Source organism: Micromonospora sp. HB375 (assembly GCF_017872985.1).
Lineage (GTDB): Bacteria > Actinomycetota > Actinomycetes > Mycobacteriales > Micromonosporaceae > Micromonospora > Micromonospora chalcea.
Genome location: NZ_JAGGJO010000001.1, coordinates 1196652 through 1218386, shown reverse-complemented (window position 1 = coordinate 1218386; position 21735 = coordinate 1196652). Strand labels below are relative to the sequence as shown.

The 21735-nt window shown below is 74.1% G+C and carries 25 protein-coding genes; 9 read left to right on the top strand and 16 right to left on the bottom strand.

Annotation, left to right across the window (positions count from 1 at the left end; translation table 11 throughout):
• A complete protein-coding gene (ligA, locus tag J3R08_RS05965) occupies positions 1 to 2154 on the bottom strand; it encodes an NAD-dependent DNA ligase LigA (RefSeq protein ID WP_083296931.1) in 2154 nt (717 codons plus the stop codon).
• Between the two features lie 179 nt (positions 2155 to 2333).
• Here ligA and J3R08_RS05960 point away from each other — a divergent pair, with 179 nt between their 5' ends.
• Positions 2334 to 2879, top strand: coding sequence for a type II toxin-antitoxin system PemK/MazF family toxin (locus tag J3R08_RS05960; RefSeq protein WP_209960313.1), 546 nt, complete (start codon positions 2334 to 2336; stop codon positions 2877 to 2879).
• A 19-nt stretch (positions 2880 to 2898) separates the two neighbouring features.
• On the opposite strand, the gene J3R08_RS05955 is transcribed toward J3R08_RS05960, so the two are convergent.
• The 7 genes from J3R08_RS05955 to J3R08_RS05925 form a co-directional block, all read right to left on the bottom strand.
• The gene (locus J3R08_RS05955; protein ID WP_043326052.1) at positions 2899 to 3933 is read right to left on the bottom strand and encodes an ADP-ribosylglycohydrolase family protein; all 1035 of its coding nucleotides are present in this window, start codon (positions 3931 to 3933) and stop codon (positions 2899 to 2901) included.
• A gap of 26 nt (positions 3934 to 3959) precedes the next feature.
• Positions 3960 to 4328, bottom strand: coding sequence for a VOC family protein (locus J3R08_RS05950; protein ID WP_181373736.1), 369 nt, complete (start codon positions 4326 to 4328; stop codon positions 3960 to 3962).
• Positions 4329 to 4364: 36 nt separating this feature from the next.
• Entirely contained in the window at positions 4365 to 5369 is a 1005-nt protein-coding gene (locus J3R08_RS05945) for a methionine synthase (protein ID WP_209960312.1), read from the bottom strand.
• Between the two features lie 30 nt (positions 5370 to 5399).
• Positions 5400 to 6476 carry a tRNA 2-thiouridine(34) synthase MnmA gene (gene mnmA / locus J3R08_RS05940; protein ID WP_069087612.1) on the bottom strand — a complete coding sequence of 359 codons (1077 nt, stop codon included), beginning with the start codon at positions 6474 to 6476 and terminating at the stop codon, positions 5400 to 5402.
• A gap of 37 nt (positions 6477 to 6513) precedes the next feature.
• Entirely contained in the window at positions 6514 to 7689 is a 1176-nt protein-coding gene (locus J3R08_RS05935) for a cysteine desulfurase family protein (protein ID WP_113971863.1), read from the bottom strand.
• 98 nt (positions 7690 to 7787) lie between these two features.
• Positions 7788 to 8453 carry a class F sortase gene (locus tag J3R08_RS05930; protein WP_209960310.1) on the bottom strand — a complete coding sequence of 222 codons (666 nt, stop codon included), beginning with the start codon at positions 8451 to 8453 and terminating at the stop codon, positions 7788 to 7790.
• On the bottom strand, positions 8450 to 9283 hold the full coding sequence (locus J3R08_RS05925; protein WP_069087611.1) for a DUF4397 domain-containing protein: 834 nt from the start codon (positions 9281 to 9283) through the stop codon (positions 8450 to 8452). Before J3R08_RS05925 ends, J3R08_RS05930 begins: the two co-directional genes overlap by 4 nt.
• A 240-nt stretch (positions 9284 to 9523) precedes the next feature.
• Here J3R08_RS05925 and J3R08_RS05920 point away from each other — a divergent pair, with 240 nt between their 5' ends.
• Positions 9524 to 10129, top strand: a complete 606-nt coding sequence (locus J3R08_RS05920) for an RNA polymerase sigma factor (protein WP_013284457.1) — start codon at positions 9524 to 9526, stop codon at positions 10127 to 10129.
• The gene (locus J3R08_RS05915) at positions 10083 to 10856 is read left to right on the top strand and encodes an anti-sigma factor (RefSeq protein WP_064446974.1); all 774 of its coding nucleotides are present in this window, start codon (positions 10083 to 10085) and stop codon (positions 10854 to 10856) included. Before J3R08_RS05920 ends, J3R08_RS05915 begins: the two co-directional genes overlap by 47 nt.
• Positions 10857 to 10951: 95 nt before the next feature.
• Here the strand turns inward: J3R08_RS05915 and J3R08_RS05910 are convergent, their stop codons facing one another.
• The 4 genes from J3R08_RS05910 to J3R08_RS05895 form a co-directional block, all read right to left on the bottom strand.
• Positions 10952 to 11911: an electron transfer flavoprotein subunit alpha/FixB family protein gene (locus J3R08_RS05910; RefSeq protein ID WP_209960307.1), complete on the bottom strand. Its 960-nt coding sequence runs from the start codon at positions 11909 to 11911 to the stop codon at positions 10952 to 10954.
• 12 nt (positions 11912 to 11923) lie between these two features.
• Complete coding sequence (locus J3R08_RS05905) at positions 11924 to 12703, bottom strand: electron transfer flavoprotein subunit beta/FixA family protein (protein ID WP_209960305.1); 780 nt, start codon at positions 12701 to 12703, stop codon at positions 11924 to 11926.
• 177 nt (positions 12704 to 12880) lie between these two features.
• Positions 12881 to 13285, bottom strand: a complete 405-nt coding sequence (locus J3R08_RS05900) for a hypothetical protein (RefSeq protein WP_030500918.1) — start codon at positions 13283 to 13285, stop codon at positions 12881 to 12883.
• A 2-nt stretch (positions 13286 to 13287) separates the two neighbouring features.
• On the bottom strand, positions 13288 to 14085 hold the full coding sequence (locus J3R08_RS05895) for a GNAT family N-acetyltransferase (RefSeq protein WP_043326068.1): 798 nt from the start codon (positions 14083 to 14085) through the stop codon (positions 13288 to 13290).
• Positions 14086 to 14126: 41 nt separating this feature from the next.
• Between J3R08_RS05895 and J3R08_RS05890 the strand changes: the two genes are divergently transcribed.
• The 3 genes from J3R08_RS05890 to J3R08_RS05880 are packed head-to-tail and all read left to right on the top strand — an operon-like array spanning position 14127 to position 15231.
• On the top strand, positions 14127 to 14513 hold the full coding sequence (locus tag J3R08_RS05890; RefSeq protein WP_030500920.1) for a YidH family protein: 387 nt from the start codon (positions 14127 to 14129) through the stop codon (positions 14511 to 14513).
• On the top strand, positions 14510 to 14809 hold the full coding sequence (locus J3R08_RS05885) for a DUF202 domain-containing protein (protein ID WP_030500921.1): 300 nt from the start codon (positions 14510 to 14512) through the stop codon (positions 14807 to 14809). Before J3R08_RS05890 ends, J3R08_RS05885 begins: the two co-directional genes overlap by 4 nt.
• Before the next feature lie 26 nt (positions 14810 to 14835).
• Entirely contained in the window at positions 14836 to 15231 is a 396-nt protein-coding gene (locus J3R08_RS05880) for a PLD nuclease N-terminal domain-containing protein (RefSeq protein ID WP_030500922.1), read from the top strand.
• Between the two features lie 56 nt (positions 15232 to 15287).
• Here the strand turns inward: J3R08_RS05880 and J3R08_RS05875 are convergent, their stop codons facing one another.
• Together J3R08_RS05875 and J3R08_RS05870 are read right to left on the bottom strand one after the other, a co-directional pair.
• Positions 15288 to 16910: an acetolactate synthase gene (locus J3R08_RS05875; RefSeq protein WP_209960303.1), complete on the bottom strand. Its 1623-nt coding sequence runs from the start codon at positions 16908 to 16910 to the stop codon at positions 15288 to 15290.
• Positions 16911 to 16980: 70 nt separating this feature from the next.
• Positions 16981 to 17754 (bottom strand): enoyl-CoA hydratase-related protein, encoded by a 774-nt coding sequence (locus J3R08_RS05870; RefSeq protein WP_043326074.1) that lies wholly within the window; start codon positions 17752 to 17754, stop codon positions 16981 to 16983.
• A gap of 130 nt (positions 17755 to 17884) precedes the next feature.
• Here J3R08_RS05870 and J3R08_RS05865 point away from each other — a divergent pair, with 130 nt between their 5' ends.
• Positions 17885 to 18448 (top strand): DUF6232 family protein, encoded by a 564-nt coding sequence (locus J3R08_RS05865; RefSeq protein WP_043326076.1) that lies wholly within the window; start codon positions 17885 to 17887, stop codon positions 18446 to 18448.
• Here J3R08_RS05865 and J3R08_RS05860 read toward each other — a convergent pair.
• Positions 18394 to 18825 carry a nuclear transport factor 2 family protein gene (locus tag J3R08_RS05860; RefSeq protein ID WP_209960301.1) on the bottom strand — a complete coding sequence of 144 codons (432 nt, stop codon included), beginning with the start codon at positions 18823 to 18825 and terminating at the stop codon, positions 18394 to 18396. The genes J3R08_RS05865 and J3R08_RS05860 overlap by 55 nt on opposite strands.
• Positions 18826 to 18883: 58 nt before the next feature.
• Here J3R08_RS05860 and J3R08_RS05855 point away from each other — a divergent pair, with 58 nt between their 5' ends.
• Positions 18884 to 19366, top strand: a complete 483-nt coding sequence (locus J3R08_RS05855) for a DUF6232 family protein (protein ID WP_064446971.1) — start codon at positions 18884 to 18886, stop codon at positions 19364 to 19366.
• Positions 19367 to 19381: 15 nt separating this feature from the next.
• Here J3R08_RS05855 and J3R08_RS05850 read toward each other — a convergent pair whose 3' ends face one another.
• Positions 19382 to 20857, bottom strand: coding sequence for an alpha/beta fold hydrolase (locus J3R08_RS05850; RefSeq protein ID WP_209960299.1), 1476 nt, complete (start codon positions 20855 to 20857; stop codon positions 19382 to 19384).
• Between the two features lie 94 nt (positions 20858 to 20951).
• Here J3R08_RS05850 and J3R08_RS05845 point away from each other — a divergent pair, with 94 nt between their 5' ends.
• Positions 20952 to 21716 carry a hypothetical protein gene (locus J3R08_RS05845; RefSeq protein WP_064446969.1) on the top strand — a complete coding sequence of 255 codons (765 nt, stop codon included), beginning with the start codon at positions 20952 to 20954 and terminating at the stop codon, positions 21714 to 21716.
• Positions 21717 to 21735 lie beyond the last annotated feature (19 nt).

Sequence of the window (21735 nt, the reverse complement as noted above, 5' to 3'; positions counted from 1 at the left end):
TCAGTCCTCCACCCGGGCCACCTCGCGGGCCGCGTCCGGGCCGGAGTCCAGCAGCACCCGGAAGCCGTCCTCGTCGAGGATCGGCAGTTTCAGCGTGGCCGCCTTGTCGGCCTTGGAACCCGGGTTGTCGCCGACCACCACGAACCCCGTCTTCTTGGAGACCGAGCCGGTCACCTTGCCGCCCCTGACCTGGATCGCCTCGGCGGCCTGGTCACGGCTGAACCCACTGAGCGTGCCGGTGACCACGACGGTGACGCCGTCGAGCGGTCGTGGCCCCTCGTCGGCGGCCTCCTCGGCCATCCGTACGCCCGCCTCGGCCCACTTGCGCACGATGTCGCGGTGCCAGTCGACGGCGAACCACTCCTTGACGCTCGCGGCGATGGTCGGGCCGACGCCGTCCACCGAGGACAGCTCCTCCTCGCCGGCGGCCTCGATGGCGTCGACCGACCGGAAGTGCCGGGCGAGCGCCTGGGCGGCGGTCGGGCCGACGTGCCGGATGGACAGTGCCACCAGCACGCGCCACAGGTCGCGTTCCTTGGCCTCGGCCAGGTTGTCGAGCAGCTTGACCGCGTTGCTGCCCAGGCTGCCGTCCTTGTTGACGAAGAACGGTGACCGGCTCAACTGCTCGGCGTCGAGCTGGAACAGGTCGCCCTCGTTCGTGATGATCTGCGCGTCCAGCAGCGCCGCCGCGCCCTTTTCGCCGAGCACCTCGATGTCGAGCACCTTGCGGCTGGCCAGGTAGAAGACCCGTTCGCGGATCTGACCGGGGCAGGCGCGCCCGTTGGGGCAGCGGATGTCGACGTCGCTCTCCTTGGCCGGCGCGAGCGGCGTGCCGCAGGCCGGGCAGGTAGTCGGCATGACGAACGGACGGGCGTCGGCCGGGCGCAGCTCGACCACCGGGCCGAGCACCTCGGGGATCACGTCGCCGGCCTTGCGCAGCACCACCGTGTCGCCGATGAGCACGCCCTTGCGCTCGACCTCGCGGGCGTTGTGCAGCGTGGCCAGCGCGACCGTGGAGCCGGCGACCCGGACCGGTTCCAGGACGGCGAACGGGGTGACCCGGCCGGTGCGCCCGACGTTGACGTCGATGTCGAGCAGCTTCGTGTTCACCTCCTCCGGCGGGTATTTGAAGGCGATCGCCCAGCGGGGGGCCCGGCTGGTCGAGCCGAGGCGGCCCTGGATGGAGACCGGATCGACCTTGACCACCACGCCGTCGATCTCGTGCTCGACGTCGTGCCGGTGCTTGCCGTAGTAGGCGATGTAGTCAGCGACGCCGGCGAGGTCGTCCACCACCCGCCAGCGGTCGCTGGTGGGCAGCCCCCACGCCTTGAGCGCGGCGTACGACTCGGACTGCGCCGCCGGCCGGAAGCCGGTGCGGGCGCCGATGCCGTGCACCACCAGGCGCAGCGGGCGGGAGGCGGTGACCCGCGGGTCCTTCTGGCGCAGGCTGCCGGCGGCGGCGTTGCGCGGGTTGGCGAACGGCGCCTTGCCCTGCTCGACCAGGCTCGCGTTGAGGTCGGCGAACGCGGCCACCGGGAAGTAGATCTCGCCGCGCACCTCGATCAGATCCGGCACGTCGGGGAAGTCGTCGGCCGGGGTCAGCCGGGCCGGCACGCCCTTGATGCTGCGCACGTTCGCGGTGACGTCCTCGCCGGTGCGGCCGTCGCCCCGGGTGGCGGCGCGCACCAGCCGGCCCTTGGAGTAGGTCAGGTTGATGGCCAGCCCGTCGACCTTCAGCTCGCACAGGTAGGGCACCGGGCCGCCGGCGTCGCGCTCGACCCGCTCGGCCCAGGCGGCCAGCTCCTCGTCGGCGAAGGCGTTGTCGAGCGAGAGCATCCGCTCGGCGTGGGCGACCGGCGTGAAGTCGGTGGAGAAGGTGCCGCCGACGCGCTGGGTGGGCGAATCGGGGGTGCGCAGCGCCGGGTATTCCGCCTCCAGCGCCTCCAGCTCCCGCAGCTGCGCGTCGAACTCCGCGTCGGTGATCGTCGGCGCGTCCAGCACGTAGTAGCGGTACTGGTGTTCGGTCAGCTCCTGACTGAGCGTGGCGTGCCGCTCCCGGGCCGCCGGGGTCGGCTCGGCCCCCGCCGCCGCCTCCTGGGCCGCGTCGGCCGCAGTGGGAACCGCTTCTTCGGACACGCCGCCGCCTTCGGACACCGCTGTCGCCTCCCGTGCTCGCGCTACCCGAGAACCGTAGCGGTCGGCTGTGACAACAGTCCGGCCACCCGCACGAGCAGGGCGAACCGGCGCGCGTCACGCCCCCGCGCGGTCCGGCCCCGGGCGTGCGACCATCGCCTCGGCGGCGCTGTGCGGGAACGGTCGGAAGGCGGGTACTGATGCGCGACGGAGTTCTCTGGGCACTGGTGATCGTGGCCTGCGTCGCAGCCGGCTGGCTCTGGAACGAGTGGCGCCGCCGGTCGGCCGACCGTTCCGCCGGGGCGCGCGGCCGGGCCGACGGGCGACGGCCGGGCTCCGGGCGCGGTGGCCGGACCGGCGCCGGCGCACGGGGTGACCGGGGTGGCGTCCCGCCACGGCCGCGCGGCGCCGGGCGGACGGACCGGGACGAGCCCCGGCCCGGGGAGATCTGGTGGGCGGACGTGCCCTACGCCGACGGGACCGGCTCCAAGGTGCGGCCCTGCCTGGTGCTGCGGGTCGACGACGGGGACGCCGAGGTCCTGAAGATCACCAGTCAGGACAAGTCGGACCGGGACGACCACCTGCCGATCCCGACCCGGAGCTGGGACCCGGACGCCGACCACGACAGCTACCTGGACATCAGCGAGCCCATCCCGGTGCCGCTCACCGCGTTCGCCGACCGGGCCGGCACGTGCGACCCGGACCTGTGGCGGGGCGTGCGCCGCCTGAACCACCTCACCGGCTGACGCCGGCGGCCTCCGGACCTCAGCGCTGCGACGCCCCTGCGTCGAGCGCGTCGGCGAGCGCGGCGAGCTGACCGGCGTACTCGATCCGGTCAGCCCACCCGGCCGGCCAGGCGGCCATGCCGTACGCGGCACCGGCGAACGCGCCGGCCAGCGCGGCGATGGAGTCCGAGTCACCGGCCGTGGTGGCGCCCCGGGCCAGCGCGCCGACCGGGTCGTCCGCGTGACGCAACGCGCAGAGCAGCGCGGTCGCGAGCGCCTCCTCGGCGATCCAACCCTCGCCGGTGAACCGGCACGGGTCGCCGCCGTCGTCGGGACGGGCGAGTGCCGCCTCCAGCCGGTCGAGCACCCGCAGGCAGTCGTCCCAGCCGCGGGCGACGAACCCGGCCGCGTCGCTCTCGCCGGGCCGCTGCCACAGGTCACCCAGCCAGTCCTCCCGGTAGACGGTGCGCTGCTCCCGCGCCCGCTCGGTGAGCAGGCCGGGCAGCTCGGGCAGCGCCGCGCCGTCGCGCAGCAGCCGGACCGCGTACGCGGTCAGCTCGCTGGCCGCCAGCCCGGTCGGGTGGCCGTGGGTGAGCCCGGCCTGGAGCTGGGCCAGCCCGGCCATGGTGTCGAGGTCGACGTCGAGCAGCCCGACCGGGGTGACGCGCATGTTCGCGCCGCAGCCCTTCGAGCCGGCGACTGTGGCCTCCTGCCAGCGGGCGCCCCGGGCCAGCTCGGCGCAGGCCCGCAGGCAGGTCATGCCGGGCGCGCGGTTGTTCTCCGGGCTGACCGACCAGTCGACGAAGCGCTGCCGCAGCAGCGGCTCCACCGCCTCGGCCGTGTACGCGGGCGCCTCGTGCAGCGCCCACGCCACTGCGAGCGCCATCTGCGTGTCGTCGGTGACCAGGGCCGGGTCGCCGGTCAGCTCGCGCGGACCGCCCGGGCCGTAGCGCCGGACGATCTCGGTGACGGTGAGGAACTCGGTCGGCTTGCCCAGGGCGTCGCCGTAGGCCAGGCCGAACAGCGAGCCGGCGACGCGGCCGGTGGCGGTGGAGGCGGTCACGGTGGCGATCATGCCTCCGCCGCGCAAGCCCGGGAAGATCAGTCCCAGCAGAGGCAGAACGGGTGGCCGACCGGGTCGGCGTAGACCCGGAAGCCCTCCCCCTCGCCGGGTAGCCGCCGTGCGCCCAGCGCCAGCGCCGCCTTCTCGGCCGCCTCGATGTCGTCGACGCTCACGTCGAGGTGGAACTGCTGCGGCCGGGCCGGGTCGGGCCAGTCGGGGGCGCGCAGGCCCGGCGCCCGCTGGAAGGCCACCCGCGGCTGGTGCCCGGGTGGCCCGCCGAGCACCACCCACTCGTCGCCGTCGGAGTTCTCCTCCACCACGGGCAGGCCGAGCAGCTCGGAGTAGAAGGCGGCGAGCGCGCGCGGATCGGGGCAGTCGATCACTGTGGAACGCAGTCGTCCAATCATGCCGGTCATCGTGCCCGGCGGGTACGACGGAAAACGTCAGTCCTCGGCCAGCCGCCGGCCCGCGTCACGGCAGGCGGTGAGCACCGCGCGGGCGTACGCCGGGGTGGCGCCGGCCAGGCCGCACGCGGGAGTGACCACCACCTGCTCGGCCAGCCGGCGGCGGGGGAAGCCGAGCTGGTCCCAGACCCGGCGGACCCGGCCGGCGACCTCGGCCGACGTCGGCGCCCGGCCGGAGGCCGGTGGCAGCGTCGGCGCGGCGCCGGCCAGCAGCCCGAGCCCGGCGTCGATCGCCTCGCCGAGCGGGTCGAGGTCGGTGACCAGCGACAGGTCGAGCGCGACGCCCACCGCACCGGCCGAGCGGATCAGCTCCAGCGGTACGTCCGGCGCGCAGCAGTGCACCAGAGCCGGTACGCCCGCCGCGTCGATCACGTCGCGCAGCAGTCCCCGCGCCACCTCGGTCTCCACCGGGCGGTGGGTGCCGAAGCCGCTCTCCGTGGGCACCCGCCCGGCCAGCACGGTCGGCAGGGACGGCTCGTCGAGCTGGAGCAGCACCGAGGCGCGGGGCAGCCGCCGGGCGACCGCCTCGACGTGCCCGCGCAACCCTTCGCCGAGCGAGCCGGCGAGGTCGCGGACCGCGCCCGGGTCGCGCAGCATCCGGCCGCCGATTGGCAGCTCCAGCGCGGCGGCCAGGGTGAACGGGCCGGCGGCCTGGACCTTTACCGGGCCGGCGTACTCCTCGGCCTGCTCGGCGAGCTGGTCCAGGTCGCGTTCCATCAGGTCGCGGGCGCGGCGCAGGTCACGGCCGGGGCGCGGGGCGATCCGCCAGCGGGCCGCGTACAGCTCGACGGGCAGTTCGACGAGCAGGCCGGCGGTGCGGCCGACGAGGTCCGCGCCCGGTCCCCGGGCGGGCAGCTCGGGCAGGTGCGGCAGGGTGGGCAGTTCGCCGAGCACGATCCGCTGCGCCTCGGCGATGTCGGTGCCGGGCAGCGACCCGATGCCGGTCGCCGCTCCGGTGGGCCAGGGCCATGCCTGCTCAGTCACGGCCGCAGCCTATCCGCTGCCGATGCGAGGTCAGGCGGCGGTGATGGTGGCGGAGCCGAGGACCACGTCGCCGGCCGGGTCCGGCCGGTAGGCCACGATCGCCTGGCCGGCGGCGACACCCCGGACCGGGCGGCGCAACGACGCGCGCAGGCCGTCGGCGTCCACCTCGACGGCGGCCGGCACCACGTCGCCGTGCGCCCGCAGCTGCACCTCGCACTCGACCGGCCCGTCCGGGCGCGGCCCGCCGGTCCACACCGGGCGGGTCGCGCGTACGTCGGAGACCTCCAGCGCCTCGGCCGGGCCGACCGTCACCGTGTTGGTGGTCGGGGTGATGGACAGCACGTAGCGGGGCCGGCCGTCCGGCGCCGGGCGGTCGAGGTGCAGGCCGCGCCGCTGCCCGACGGTGTACTGGTAGGCGCCGCTGTGGCTGCCCACCACCGCGCCGGTGAGCGCGTCCACCACCTGGCCGGGCGCCTCACCGAGCCGCTCGGCGAGGAAGCCGCGGGTGTCGCCGTCGGCGATGAAGCAGATGTCGTGCGAGTCCGGCTTGTCGGCCACCGCGAGACCGCGCCGGGCGGCCTCCGCGCGCACCTCGGCCTTGGTCGAGTCGCCGAGCGGGAAGATCGACCGGTCGAGCTGCGCGCGGCTCAGCACCGCCAGCACGTACGACTGGTCCTTGGCCGCGTCGACGCTGCGCCGCAGCAGGCCGTCCGCGCCGAGCCGGGCGTGGTGGCCGGTCACCACGGCGTCGAAGCCCAGGGCCACGGCCCGGTCCAGCACCGCGGCGAACTTGATCTTCTCGTTGCAGCGCAGGCAGGGATTCGGGGTACGCCCGGCGGCGTACTCGGCCACGAAGTCGTCCACCACGTCGTCGTGGAACCGGTCGGCCATGTCCCACACGTAGAACGGGATGCCGAGCACGTCGGCGGCGCGCCGGGCGTCCCGGGAGTCCTCCAGCGTGCAGCAGCCCCGGGCCCCGGTGCGGTAGGTCTGCGGGTTGCGGGCCAGCGCCAGGTGCACGCCCGTCACGTCGTGCCCGGCCTCCACCGCCCGTGCCGCCGCGACGGCGGAGTCCACCCCGCCCGACATCGCCGCCAGAACCCTCACCGGCCCACTCCCCTCGTCCTCACCGAGCGTATCCGGGTCAACGGGGCGTACGGAGGGCGGCCGCGCGGCGGGCCCGCTCCACAGCGGCGGGCAGCGCGGCGATCAGCGCGTCCACGTCCGCGCCGGTGCTGGTATGCCCGAGCGTGAAGCGCAGCGAGGACCGGGCCCGGTCGTCGTCCGCGCCCATGGCCAGCAGCACGTGCGAGGGCTGGGCCACCCCGGCCGAGCAGGCCGACCCGGTGGAGCAGGCGATGCCCTGGGCGTCCAGGAGCAGCAGCAGCGCGTCCCCCTCGCAGCCGGGGAAGGAGAAGTGCGCGTTGCCGGGGAGCCGGTCGGCCGGGTCCCCGTTGAAGATCACCTCGGGGACCGCCTGCCGGACCCGCTCGACCAGTTCGTCGCGGAGCGCGGCGACGCGGGCCGCGTACTCCTGCTGGCCCTTCACCGCGGCCTCGACGGCGACCGCGAACGCGACGATGCCGGCGGTGTCCAGCGTGCCGGAGCGGACGTCGCGCTCCTGGCCGCCGCCGTGCAGCAGCGGAGTGGCGGCCACGTCGCGGGCCAGCAGCAGCGCGCCCACGCCGGTCGGCCCGCCGAGCTTGTGCCCGGTCACGGTGAGCGCGGACACGCCGCTGGCGGCGAAGTCGACAGGCACCTGCCCGACCGCCTGGATGGCGTCGGTGTGGAACGGCACCCCGTGCTCGGCGGCGACAGCGGCCAGCTCGGCGACCGGCTGGACGGTGCCCACCTCGTTGTTGGCCCACATGGCGGTGACCACCGCCACGCGCTCGCCGTGCTCGGCCAGCTCGGCGCGCAACCGCTCCGGGTCGAGCCGGCCGACCGCGTCGACCGGAAGGAGACCGGCCTGGGCGCCCTCGTGCTCGACCAGCCAGTCCACCGCGTCCAGTACGGCGTGGTGCTCGATCGAGCTGGAGACCACCCGGACCCGGTCGGCCCGGGCCGCACGGCGGGCCCAGAACACGCCCTTCACGGCGAGGTTGTCGCTCTCCGTCCCGCCACCGGTGAAGATCACTTCGGAGGGCCGGGCGCCGAGCGCGGCGGCCACCCGCTCGCGGGACTCCTCCACCCGCCGCCGGGCACGGCGGCCCGCCGCGTGCAGCGACGACGCGTTCCCCACCTCGCGGGCGGTCGCGACGTACGCCTCGAGTGCCTCGTCCAGCATCGGGGTCGTCGCCGCATGATCAAGGTATGCCATCACCGTTCAGCCTAACGGCCTGCGAACCCGCGGCCGGGGGCCGGACCGCCCCGTCCCACCCGGGGCGGTCCGGCCCGCTCACGACCGAACGGCCGCGATCACGCGGGAACCGCCGTGATCACGATGTTGTCCCGGTAGCTGCGGGTCTTGGCGTCGAACGGCCCGCCGCAGGTGATCAGCGTGAGCCGGGGCTTGCCGTCGCGCGCGAAGTACCGCTCGAGCGGGATCTTCGACTTCCGGTACTCCTCCCGGGCCACCACCCGGTAGGAGCGCTCGCGGCCGTCCGCGCCGGTGGCGGTCAGCTTGTCGCCCTGGCCCAGCTCACGAAGCCGGAAGAACGCGCCCTTGCCCTGCTCGGCGCTGTCCACGTGCCCGGCGATCACCACCGAGCCGGCGTCGGCCTCCAGGCCCGGGCCGTAGCGGTACCAGCCGACCTGGTCCACGCTGGGCGGGACGTCGAACTCGTCGGTGCGCTCGTTGACGCCCACCGGGTTGACGGTGGCGGTGACCCGGATCGGCGGGATGCTCAGCTTCACCGGCGGCACGATCTCACTGCCGGCGGGCAGCGTGCCCGGGTTCACCGGAACCGAACCGCCGCCGGTCGCCGCCGGGGCCGGCGTGGGAGTGGCACTGGCCAGGGCCGTCACCTCGTCGCCGCCGACGTCCTCGGCGGGCTCGGATCCGCACGCCACCACGCCCGCCAGGGTGAGCGCGGCGGCGCCGGCGGCCATCGCCGCCAGCGCCCCGCGGTTGCGCACCGTCACCGGCGACCGGCCCGGGCGGTTGCCGCCACCCGCGCACCGCCGCCGACCAGGAGCAGCACGCCGGCCCCGGCCAGCACGTACCACCAGGTGTCCACGCCGGTGCCGGCCTGGCCGCCGGTGCCGCTGGGCACGCCGCCCGGAGCCGAGTGCAGGCCGGTGATGGTCTGGGCGACCACGCTCAGGTTCTTCGCCTCGGCCGAGCCGATCGCGTAGACGATGGTGGCGGTGCCCTCCTTGAGGTTCAGGTCGGCCGGGCCGATGGCGACGGTGTCGGTGCCGGCCAGCACCACGTCCGCCTTCACCGAGCCGGCGGCCACGTCCGCCTTGGCCTCCTTCGGGTTGGTCAGGTCCTCGAAGACCGGCTTGCCGCCGGCCCGCACGTCGACGGCCGGGGCGGCCGCGGTGTGCCGGACGATCAGCCGGGCCTTGCCGGCGCCCACCTTGGACACGTCGTTGACGAACGGCGTGATCTGCGGGTTGCCGTCGGCGCTCAGGTGCGCGGCGAGGCTGATGTTCGCCCCGCCCGGCACCGCGGCGTCGTCCACCTTCAGGATCGCCTTGTCGATCGCCTCGCCGGGCTTGGTCAGGGCGATGTCGTACTCCCCCTCGGGCAGGGTGAGCGGGCCGGCCACGTCGCCCGGCTTGAAGTTGTTAAGCGTCTTCTCGCCGTTGACGTACACGTCGACCGGGGTGTCCGGAATGCCGTGGACCACGGAGACCTTCGACGAGGCGGCGTAGGCCGGGCTCATGGTGGCGGCGCCGACGCCGGCGAAGGTGAGGGCGGCCACCGCGCCGCCCGCGGCGACCCGACGGAACATCGCGTACTGCATTGTCTGCCTCCTGGTAGTTCATGCTGATTCGTCAGGCCTGGCTTGCAGAACGGGTTACGCCGGCTCCGTGGCCCCCGGATGCGCCCGGATCCGATTTCTTTTTCCGGTCTCCGGGCGCATCCGCCGGAGCCTCCGGCGACGAAGGAGAGGTGACGAGGGTCGTGACGGACACACCGGGAGAGTGGGGCGGGGGCTGTGGGAGTTACAGTCGGGCATGCCCCACGGAAGGCGAGCCGCCCGGTGACGGCGGCCAGGCAGGGCCCCGAACCGCCGGGCGAGGACGACCTCGCCACCCGGTTCCGCGACGGCGACGAGGCGGCCCTGCGAGAGGCGTACGACAGGTACGGGCGGGCGGTGCTGCACCTGGCCACCACGACGCTCGTGAACCGCAGTGACGCCGAGGACGTGACCCAGGCGACGTTCGTCGCCGCCTGGCTCGGCCGGGAGACGTTCGACCCGGCGAAAGGCTCACTGGTCGGCTGGCTGCTCGGAATCGGGCGGCGCAAGGTGGTCGACCGGATCCGGGCCTCAGCCCGGGAGACCCGGGTGGTCGAGACGGTGAAGCAACTGCCGGAACCGGTCTCCACCGGCCCCGACCCGGACACGGTGGTCGACCGGCTGGTGGTCGCCGACGAGCTGGCCCGGCTCCCCGACGAGCAGCGCCGGATGCTGGAGCTGGCGTTCTACGACGACCTGACACATCAGCAGATCGCGGCGGTGACCGGAGTGCCGCTCGGCACCGTCAAGAGTCACATCAGACGCGGCATGCAGAGCCTGAAACGCAGATGGGAGGTGGACGGTGCAGCACCTGGACCACGACCGGCTGGTCTTTCTGGCGCTCGGTGAGAGCGAGGCGGCTGACGGCGAGGCCACCCATCTGGGCACCTGCGACCACTGCCGGGGCGAGATGGAGACGCTCCAGCACGTCGCCGGGCTCGGCGCGGGCACGCAGGGCCTGGCGGAGCTGCCCGACCCGCCGGAGCACATCTGGCAGGGCATCGTGGCCGAGATCCGGGCCGCCGAGGAGCTGCCGGCGTTGACCGAGCGGCGCCTGCCGCGCCCGGCCGACCCGGTGGAGCCGGCTGCCGTACCCGTGGTGGCACGTCGTCCGCGGCGGAGCCGGCGCTGGCCGGGGTGGGCGACCACGGCGGTCACCGCCACCGCCGCCGCGGTGATCGGCGTGGCCGGCACGGCCGCGGTGCTCGGCGGCGGCGGTGGCGAGCCGGCCGACCCCGACCCGCCGGTGGTGGCCAGCGCGCCGCTCGCCGCGTTCGGCTCGACGCCGAAGGACGCCTCCGGCGACGCCCGGGTGCTCGGTGACAATCGATTGCATCTGCACGTGGCGAATCTCCCGAGCGTTCCGGGGTACTACGAGGTCTGGCTGATCGATCCGAACACGATGAAGATGTTCTCCGTGGGTACGCTGAGCAACGGTTCGGGGGACGCGCTGCTGCCGATCCCCCCGAACGTCGACCTGCGCACCTACACCGTTGTCGACGTCAGCGCGGAGCAGTACGACAACAAGCCCGGCCACTCCGGCGACAGCCTGCTGAGGGGCACCCTGACGGGCTGATCGGCGGGCCGGCTCAGCTCCCCGGCCCGCCGATCAGCTCCCTACGAGAAAGGCCGCCGCCCGGTGCACCGGGCGGCGGCCTTTTCACGCGACGCTCACTTGCGCTTGCGGATCTCCTCGGCGGCCTGGGGGACGACCTTGAACAGGTCGCCGACCACGCCGTAGTCGGCGAGTTCGAAGATCGGCGCTTCGGCGTCCTTGTTGACCGCGACGATGGTCTTCGAGGTCTGCATGCCGGCCCGGTGCTGGATCGCCCCGGAGATACCCAGCGCGACATACAACTGCGGAGACACGGTCTTGCCGGTCTGGCCGACCTGGAACTGGTGCGGGTAGTAGCCGGAGTCGACTGCCGCGCGGGACGCGCCGACCGCGCCGCCGAGCAGGTCGGCGATCTCCTCGACCAGCTTGAAGTTGTCCGCGTTACCGACACCCCGCCCGCCGGACACGACGACCGACGCCTCGGTCAGCTCGGGGCGGGAGCCCTTCTGCTCGGCGACCCGCTCCACGACCTTGGCGAGCTTGTCCGCGTCGGTGACCGACACGGTGAGCTGCTCCACCGCCGGGCTGGCCGCGGCCGGGACCGGGTTGAGCGAGTTCGGCCGGACGGTGACCAGCGGCAGGCCCTTGGTGACCTTCGCCTTGACGATGGTGGAGCCGGCGAACGCCACCTGGGTGGCGGTGCCGTCCGCGGCCAGGCCGACCACGTCGGTCAGGATGCCGTTGTCCAGCTTCACCGCCAGCCGCGCGGCGATCTCCTTGCCCTCCTGCGACGACGCCAGCAGCACCGCCGCCGGCTGCACCCGCGCGACGAGGTCGGCGACCACAGTCGCCTTCGGGGCCACCAGGTAGCCGTCGATCTCCTCACCCTCGGCCGCGTAGATCTTCTCCGCCCCGTACTCACCCAGCTTGCCGCTCAACGCCTGCGCGGCACCAGGACCACCGAGCACGACGGCGCTCGGGGTGCCCAGCTCGCGGGCGAGGGTGAGCATCTCCAGGGTGACCTTCTTGACGCCGAACTCCCGGGTGGCTTCGACGACGACGAGAACCTCAGACATGTCAGCGACCTCTCACACGAACTTCTCGGTGGCGAGGAACTCGACCAGCTTCACGCCGCCGTCGCCCTCGTCGGTGATCTTCTCGCCGCCGGAGCGCGGCGGGCGCTTGGAGTGCTCCACCACCGCGCTGGTGGCGCCGTCGAAGCCCACCTCCGCCGGGGCCACGCCCACATCGGCCAGGGAGAGCGTCTGCACCGGCTTCTTCTTCGCCGCCATGATGCCCTTGAACGACGGGTACCGCGGCTCGTTGATCGTGTCCCACACGGAGACCACAGCCGGGGTCGAGGCGGTCACCACCTCGTAGCCCTCCTCGGTCTGCCGCTCCACCGTCAGCGTCGAGCCGTCCACGGTCAGCTTCCGCGCGCCGGTCAGGGCGGCCACACCCAGCCGCTCGGCGATCATGTGCGGCATCACCTGCACCCGCCCGTCGGTCGACTCCGCACCGCACAGGACCAGGTCGGCGTTCAACTGCCCGAGCGCGGCGGCGAGGACCTTCGAGGTGGCCACCGCGCAGGAGCCGTGCAGGGCGTCATCGACGACGTGGACGGCCTTGTCCGGGCCCATGGACAGCGCCTTACGGATCGACTCGGTCGCCCGGTCCGGACCCATCGTCAGGATGGTGACCTCACCACCATGCGCTTCCTTGATCTTCAACGCCTCTTCGATGGCGTACTCGTCCATCTCATTGATCACGTTGTTCGCCGAACCGCGGTCGACGGTGTTGTCGTCAGAACGCAGGCTGCGGTCCGCGCCCGAATCAGGCACCTGCTTGACGAGTACGACGATATTCATCGCGCTTCGACGACCCTCCTGTTTGGTGTAGCGATCACTCGCCCGGTCACGGGCGCAGCCTCCCGCGTGACGGAACGTGGGTCAACCGCGGGCAGCTGTGCACTTCCCCACGAGCGCAATGTTACCCGCAAGTAGCATGACGGCCCCGGCCGCCCGCAGTGACGCAGGTCACCGGCATCAGACCGATCCGGCCAGCGCCTGCGTGATCTTCTCGATCGCCGCCGCTTCGGCGGGCTCGATCCCCCGGTGCGCCTGCGCCACCCGCTCCGCGGCGGCCAGCACCACCGACCGGTACGTCTCGGCGTCGGCGGGCGACTTGGCCCGGAGGATCTCCATCGACCGGCCCAGCGCGGGCAGCACCACGGACTCGACCTCCAGGGCCGAGTCCCGGGGCAGCTGCGGCAGCGGGCCGGTGGTGAGCGCCTCCTTGACCACGCCCCCCACCTCGGCGAGCGCCCCGGAGGCGGCGAAGCTCTCCCGCACCATCGCCAGCACCCCGGGTACGGCGTTGGAGACCAGGAAGACCGCGCCGAACGCACCGGTCTTCAGGGTGAGCCGCTCGTCCGCCGTCAACCGTTCCATGATCACGGAGTGTAGACGTACGGCGTGGAGGTGGTGACCGCAACGAGTCCGAGCCGCTCCAGGATGGGCCGGCTGTCCGGCGAGCAGTCCACCTGCAGCAGCGTCTTGCCGCGCTGCTGCGCCAGCCGCGCCCGGTACGCCACGAGCGCCCGGTAGATGCCCTTCTTGCGCCACTGCGGCAGCGTCGAGCCGCCCCAGAGGCTGGCGAAGCCGGTGCCGCGCTGGTAGCGGATCCAGCCGGCGCTGACCACCGTCTCCCCGGCCTCGGCCACCACGATCGTGATCGACTGCGGATCGGCCTCGACCTCCCGGGCCAGCCCGTACACCAGGTGGCTGCGGTCCTCCCGCCAGACCTCCTCCTCCATGGCGGCGATGCGCTCCAGGTCGGCCCGGCTGGTGACCTCGCGCAGGCGTACCCCCTCGGGGAGCACCGGAACGGCGGCGGCGAGCGGCGCGACCGGCCCGACCACCACGGTCTCCTGGTCCTCCGGCACGAAGCCGGCGGCGCGCAGCCGGTCGCCCAGGTCGGCCGGCTCGTCGTGACCGGCGAGCTTCCACTCGACCGACTCGCCCCGGGCCCGGAAGACCTCGACCTGCCGGGCGATCAGCGCGTCCAGCTCGGCGCCGGCCAGGCCGTCCAGCGTCCGGTAGGTGAGGAAGCCGCGGTGGTCGAGGCCGAGCACGCGGAACAGCGGGCCGTCGCGCTCCACCGTCACCCCGTCCGGCAGCGGGTCCGGCAGCTCCGGTCGGATCTGTGCGTCGTAGGCGGCGCGCAGCTCACGCGCGTCAAGATCGGTCATCCCCCCAGGCTAGGCGTGGGGCAAAGCGGATAATCGGCAGCGTGTGGGAGTCGATCAAGAACTGGTTCGACCCGCGTGAGCTGCGTTCGGTCGGCAACCCGCCGGACTACCGCTTCTCGCTGGCGAACGAACGGACGTTCCTGGCCTGGCTGCGTACCGGCCTGGCGCTGGTGGCGGGCGGGCTCGCCGCGGCGCAGTTCCTCCCGCCGCTGCGCCTGGCCCACCTGCGCGAGGCGCTCGCGATCGCGCTGCTGCTGCTCGGCGCGACCGTCTCGATCCGGGCGGTCGACCACTGGGCGCGCACCGAGCGGGCCATGCGGCTGGACGAGGAACTGCCCGCGTCCCGCTTCCCAGCCGTGCTGGCGCTGATCGTCGCGATCGGCGCGCTGCTGCTGGTGGCCGCCGTGCTGCTGGGCGGCGCGGGATGACCCGCGACCCCGGCCTGCAACCCGAACGCACCCGGCTGGCCTGGCGGCGGACGCTGCTCACGCTGACCGCGGTGCTGCTGCTGCAGCTCCGGCTGGCGTTCACCGGCCGGGTCCTCGACGCGCTGCTGACCGGAGCAGCGCTCCTGGTCTGGCTCGCCGTGCTCGTGGTGACGTGGCACCGGGCCACCGGCGCAGGGCCGCGGCGGTTCGACAGCTGGTCGGTGCCGCTGACCGCGATCGGGGCGGCCGGACTTGCGGTGCTCGGCGTGGCGCACGTGCTGGGCGGGGTGCGCTGACGTGCGCGGGTGAGCCATCATGGGGCATGGCCCGCCTCTACGTGCTGCTCTTCCTGGTTCAGATCGTCCTCGCGGTCGTCGCGCTGATCAGTTGCCTCTCCGCCGACGAGGAGAAGGTCAAGGCGCTGCCCCGGATGATCTGGGTGCTGATCATTCTGTTCTTCCCGCTGGTCGGCTCGATCGCCTGGTTCCTGGTGGGCCGCGAGCGCCCGGCCGGAACCACCGGCGTCACCGGCGCGGCCCGGCCCGCCGCCCCGGCCGGTCGCCCGCTCGCCCCGGACGACGACCCGGAGTTCCTCGCCTCGCTCGACGAGCGGTCCCGCCGCGAGGACCAGGAACGGCTGCGGCTGTGGGAGGAGGACCTGCGCCGCCGCGAGGAGGAGCTGCGCCGCCCGGACGACCGGGACCGCCCCGAGGTCTGACACGCGCCGCGGGCCGCCCGCCGGTCACCCGGCGGACGGCCCCGCACGCGCCGCGGTCAGGCCAGGTTCGACGACCGGGGGTACGCGTCAGCCGGGTCGGTCAGCACGTTCACCAGGTACGGCACGCCCGAGTCGAACGCGCGCCCCAGCGCGGGCCCGAGGTCGGCCGCCTTCTCCACCGTCTCGCCCCCGCCGCCGAGCGCCTCGACCACCTTGTCGTAGCGCAGCCCGGGCTGGAGGTCGGCGGCCACGTCGTAGCCGTACATCGCCCGCATCGGGTGCTTCTCCAGCCCCCAGATGCCGTTGTTGCCGACCACGATCACCACCGGCAGCTTCTGCCGGACCAGCGACTCCACGTCCATCAGCGAGAAGCCGGCCGCGCCGTCGCCCATCAGCACGCAGATCTGCCGGTCCGGGTGGCTGATCCGGGCGCCCATCGCGTAGCCCATGCCGGTGCCGAGGCACCCGTACGGGCCGGGGTCGAGCCAGGTGCCGGGCTGGGCCGGCTCCAGGTAGCGCCCGGCGTACGACACGAAGTCGCCGCCGTCGCCGATGGTGACCGCGTCCGGGGCGAGCACCTTGCGCAGCTCGCCGTAGACGCGGGCCGGGCGGATCGGGTCGCTCTCGGCGGCCATCTCCTCGGCGTCGCGGGCCTTCGCCGCGTCCTCGGCGGTACGCAGCTCGGCGATCCAGTCGGCGTGGTCGGCCCGGTCACCGGTGTGGTCGGCGAACGCGCCGAGGATCAGCCGCAGGTCACCGGCGGGCGCGGCGGCCGGCTGCACGTGCCCGGCCCGCTGGCTGGGCGCGTCCACCACGTGCACGACCTGCGCGTCGCCGAAGTCGCCGAAGGAGAGCCGGAAGTCCAGCGGGGTGCCGATCACCACGACCACGTCGGCGCCCTTGAGCGCGACCCGGCGGGCCTTGGCGAACGCGAGCGGGTGCTCCGGCGGCAGCGCGCCCCGGCCCATCCCGTTCGTGAACACCGGCACCCGCAGCGACTCGGCGGCGGCACGCAGCGCCTCGACGGCGTCGCCCGCGTACACGTCGGAGCCGGCGATGATCACCGGCCGGGACGCGCCGGCGATCAGGCGGGCCGCCTTCGCGACCTCGTCCGGGTCCGGCTCGATCGGTGCCGGCGGCGTGACCGCCGGCAGGTCGGCGTCACCGACCGAGAAGACCGCCTCCAGCGGGAAGTCCAGGAACACCGGGCCGCGGTGCGGGGTGAGCGCGGTGGTCAGCGCCGCCGACACGGCGCGCGGGATGTCGTCGGCGCTGAACACCGTCTCGGCGTGCTTGGTCACCGGCGCGACGAGCGGCAGGTGGTCCATCTCCTGGAGGCTGCCCGAGCCCCAGCGGAACTGCGGGGCCCGCCCGCCGAGCACCAGCACCGGCGAGGCGTTGAAGAACGCGCTGGTCAGGCCGGAGACGCCGTTGGTGACGCCGGGGCCGGCGGTGAGCACGGCCAGGCCGGGGCGGCGCTGGAGCTTGGCCACCGCCTCGGCGGCGAACACGGCGGACTGCTCGTGCCGCACGTCGTAGAGGGGGAAGCCCGCCTTGTGGGCGGCGTCGTAGAGCGGGAAGACGTGCCCGCCGGAGAGCGTGAACATCTCCCGTACGCCGTGCGCGCGTAGTGCCGCGAGCGCCAGATCGCCGCCGTGGCCCTCGACCCGTTCCGTCATGCCATTCCCCTTCATCGACCGACCGGGGTCACGCTACTGGCCGGTAGCGCAGATGTGAACAGCTCTCGCGTCAGCGGCCGGTGAAGCCCGGCTTGCGCTTCTCCACGAACGCGGTCATGCCCTCGCGCCGGTCGTCGGTGGCGAACAGCGCCGCGAAGAGCTGACTCTCCCAGGCCAGGCCCGAGGTGAGGTCCATGTCCAGACCCGCGTCGACGGCCGCCTTCGCCGCCCGCAGCGCCTGCGCCGGCCCGGTCAGGAACGGCTTCACGTACGCCACCGCGGCGTCGTAGACCTCCGCGGCGGGCACCACCTGGTCGGCCAGGCCGATCCGCAGCGCCTCGGCGGCGTCGACCATCCGCCCGGTCATGATCAGATCCTTGGCGCGGGCCGGGCCGACCAGGCGGGCCAGCCGCTGGGTGCCGCCCGCGCCCGGGATGATGCCGAGCTTGATCTCCGGCTGGCCGAGCTTGGCGTCCTCGGCCACGATCCGCCAGTCGCAGGCCAGCGCCAGCTCGCAGCCGCCGCCGAGCGCGTACCCGGTGATCGCGGCCACTACCGGCTTGGGGATACGGGAGATCGCGCCGAGCGCGCTGGACAGGTCGGCCGCGCGCTCCGCCATGTCCACGTAGGACATGTCGGCCATCTCCTTGATGTCCGCGCCGGCCGCGAAGACCTTCTCGCCGCCGTACACGATGACGGCGCGGACCTCGGCGTCGGCGGTGGCCGCCGCAGCGGCGGCGCGCAACTCCTCCTGCACCTGGGTGTTGAGCGCGTTCATCGGCGGCCGCTCCAGCCGGATGGTGCCGATGCCGTCCTTGGATTCCAGCTTGACGAACTCGCCCACGCTGCCCTCACTTCCTCGTCGAAGTCGCGTGCCAACCTTACGGCTCGCCTCGTTGGGGTAGACAGTGTGGTGTCGGCGACTCCCCAGGTAGCCGCCGGAGTCACCGCCGCCCCGCCACCGGGAGTGAGCCATGATCACCTACTTCGACGACCGGTCCGTCCAGGTCACCTCCACCACGGTACGGGTGGACGGGCGCACCTACCCGCTCGCCGAACTCACCACCGTGTGGCACCGGCGGGGCGAACGCTCGTGGCGGGTGCTCGCCGGGCGCGGCGCGATCGGGGCCGCGATCGCCGGGCCGCTGGTCACCGCCGTGCTGGGCATCGGGCTGGCCGTGTGGCTGCAACGCTCGGCGGTGGTCACCATCGCCATCGTCGGGATCTCGGTGCTGATCGGCCTGGCCGTCGGGCCGGTGGCCGACTTCCTCTTCGAGTACCTGGACCGCTCCTACGCCCGGGGCAGCCGGGAGATGGAGATGTGGGCCGACTGGCGGGGTCGTCCGGTGCGGCTGCTGCACACCCGGGACGCGATGCGCTTCGGCCAGATCTACCGGGCGGTGCAGCGGGCCATGGAGAGCCTGCCGGCCGCGCCCGGTCGTCCCGCGGCCGACCCTGCCGCGACCGGTCCTGCCGCGACGGGTCAGAACGTGATCGGCTCGTCCGGCAGCAGGCCCAGCCCGCGCAACAGGCCGTAGGTGTCCTGCTCGCCCCAGAACTGGACGATCCGGCCGCCGGCCAGGCGGTACATCTTGCAGGCGCTCTGCACGGTGGTCGCCCCTGTCGCGTCCCGCCGGTACGTCTGCGCCAGCGACACCACCACCCGGTCCCCGGCCGCGAAGATCTCCTGGATCTCCTGGTCGAGCACGGTCAGGCCGGGCGAGGAGACGGCGGCCTCCGGATAGCGGCGACCGCGTACCGCCACGCCGGAACCGTAGATCTCCACGTCCTCGTCGACCACCTCGGCCAGCTCGGTCAGGTCCTTCGTCACGAAGGTTCGCAGGTAGCGCTTGACCACCTCGACGTTGCGCGCCTGCTCGTCGCCGCCGGTTCCGGCCCCGTTCCGGTCCGCCATACCGTCACCCTACCGACGCTCGACCGTCCGGTGTCGACACACGCGGTTAGGCTGATTTATGGCCCTCTATTACCGGGACGACGCGGTGCAGGTCACCTCGGACGCGATCCACGCGGGTGGTCGGGTCGTCGCGCTCGCCGACGTCACGTACGTCTGGCACGAGCGCGGCGCCACCACCCTCGCGGTCCGGGGACGGGTGCTGGGACGCGGGGTGCTGGTCCTGCTGCTGTCGCTGCCACCACTCGTCGCCGTGGTCTGCGTGCTCTCCCTCGCCTGGTCGGCGCAGGACCGGGGCGAGTGGAAACTGGCCCTGATCATCCTGGCCGCGTTCGTGGTGATCGGCCTGGCGCTCACTCCGTTCCTGGAGGTGCCACTCGGCTGGCTGGACCGCTCCTACGAGCGCGGCAACCGGGTGCACGAACTGTGGGTGCAGCACCACGGCCGGGAGACGATGCTGGTCCGCACGCCCGACGCGCTGCGGTTCGGGCAGATCTACCGGGCCGTGCAACGTGCCGTGGAACAGCAGACCGACCGGCGCTGAGCCGCTTCGCGCCGGTCAGGCCAGCGGCAGCGTGGTCGCGATCGGCCAGGCCAGCAGCACCGCCCCGAGCAGCGGCGCGAGCCACCACGGCGCGGCCCGGCGGCGCAACACCGCGGCCCAGGCCGCCTGCCAGGCCACCAGCGCGGCGAACAGCGGCACCACCAGCAGCACGAACCCGGGCGCCAGGCCGAGCACCGCCGCGGCGGCCAGCAACAGCACGGCGATGCCGCCGGTGGCCGCGTAGCGGAGGCCGTCGCCGCCCGCGAGCCGCTCGGCGCCGAGCAGGAACACCAGGCAGCAGAACGCCACCAGGGGCAGCAGCCACCACCGGGCCCCGACCGGCACGGTCGAGGTGAGCCCGAGATGAAGCGGCAGCGCGACGGCGAGCACCGCGTACCCGAGGAACGCGACAGCGACCACCGCGGACCGGACGCCGCTCGCGGTCGGCGGTGTCCCACCGGGGCGCGCGTAGCGTGCCGCGGCGGCCAGCAGCACGCCGGTGAGCAGCAGGAACACGGCGACGTATCCGCCCACGGCGAGCGGCAGGCGGGCGGTCGGCAGCAGCGCGGCGGACACCGCGCCCAGCCCGGCCGCCGGCACCGTCGCGGCCAGCCACCAGCCGGTACGCGGACCGCCCGCGCCCGGCCGCGTCCGGCGCGGCAGCAGGGCCGCAAGCGGCACGAAACCCAGCGCGAGCCCGGCCAGCAGCAGCCCGGCGCCGCCCGGCCGGGTCAGCGGGGACGGCTCCGGCCCGCCGGTACGGCCCGGGAGCGCGTCGAGCACCGCGGCGTGGGTACGCGGCGCGAACAGCACCGACACGTGCTCGACGCCGGGCGCCACCACCCGCGCCCGGGAACCCGGTGGCGCGTCCCGGGTCGCCTCGTCGACGGCCTGGCGGAAGCCGGCGAACTCCAGCCCGCCCACCACCAGCGTCAGGTTCCCCGGCCAGCCGGCCGGCACGTCACCGCCGTCGGGCAGCGAGATCGCCACCGTCCGGTCGATCTCCGGATGCGCCACCGCGTACCGGACGACAGCGCCGGCGCCCATCGAGTGCCCGACCAGGACGATCCGGTCCCTGTCGACGCCGGGACGCCCGCGCAGCCACCCGACCGCCACGTCCAGGTCGTGCCGCAGCCGCGCCCGGGCGCGTTCGTCGTCCCGCCCGGCGCCGGGCAGCCGGGACCCACTGGCGCCGTGCCCGGCGAAGTCCAGCAGCACCGCGACGCCGCCCTGGCGGGCCACCGAGTCGGCCAGCGGCCGCATCAGCCGGGCCGACCCGGCGAAGCCGTGCGCGATCACCACCCCGGGCCGCAGGTCACCGGCCCCGCCGTCGGCCCGTACCTCGGTCAGCGGCACCCCGGCCACCGTCGCCCGCGCGGTGCTCAGCCCGGCGTCGGCGCGGACCAGGAGCAGGGCGCCGAGGACGACGGCGAGCAGCGCGACCACGCCGCAGGCGAGCGTTCGCCGCGACGCCGGGCCGGGGGTGGGCATGCCGGCACCCTACGCCGCGTCGGCGGCCCGGCGTGACCTTCGCCGCCCGGCTGCCGCCGGGCGGCACTGGCCGCGACGCCGCACACTGGAAGCCATGGCGATCCCTCTCCCCCGGCCCGGCGCCCTGCTCGGCCTCACCCGTACCGCAGTGGACCAGGCGCTCGGCTCCGCCGCCACGATGGCCTCGGTACCCGCTCGCGCCTTCGCCGTCCTCGACCAGGTCGAGGCGCTGGTCCGGCGGATCGACGGAGTGGTGGACCGGATCGAGGGCACGCTCGACCGCACCGACCGGGTGCTGGCCGACGCCGAGACGGCGGTCCGCGAGGTGGCGGTGATCAGTGCCGCCGCGACCGCGGCGATCGACACGGCGACCGAGGTGGCCGCCGCCGCGACGGTGGTGGTCGGCGAGGCGCAGCGGGTCTCCGCGGCGGCGGCCACCGTGGTCGGCGAGGCGGACCGGGTGGCCCGCAGCGCGGCCGGTGTGGTCACCGAGGCGGAGACGGTGACCGCGCGGGCGGCGGGCACCCTCGCCACCGCCGAGAAGGCCACCGGCGTCGCGAACGAGCTGCTGGCCGCGTACGAGTCGACGCTGCGCCGGGCCGCGCCGATGGCGGCACGTTTCGTGGAGCAGCTCAGCCCGGAGGAGGTGACCGCAGCGATCCGTCTCGTGGACGAGTTGCCGAAGCTCAAGGACCACCTCACCTCGGACGTGCTGCCGATCCTGGCCACGCTGGACCGGGTCGGCCCGGACCTGCACGACCTGCTGGACGTCACCCGCGACCTCAAGCTCGCGGTCGCCGGCATCCCCGGGCTCGGCATGCTGCGCCGCCGCGGCGAACGCCTCACCGACGAGGTGTAAGGAAGGGCCCCTTGTTAAC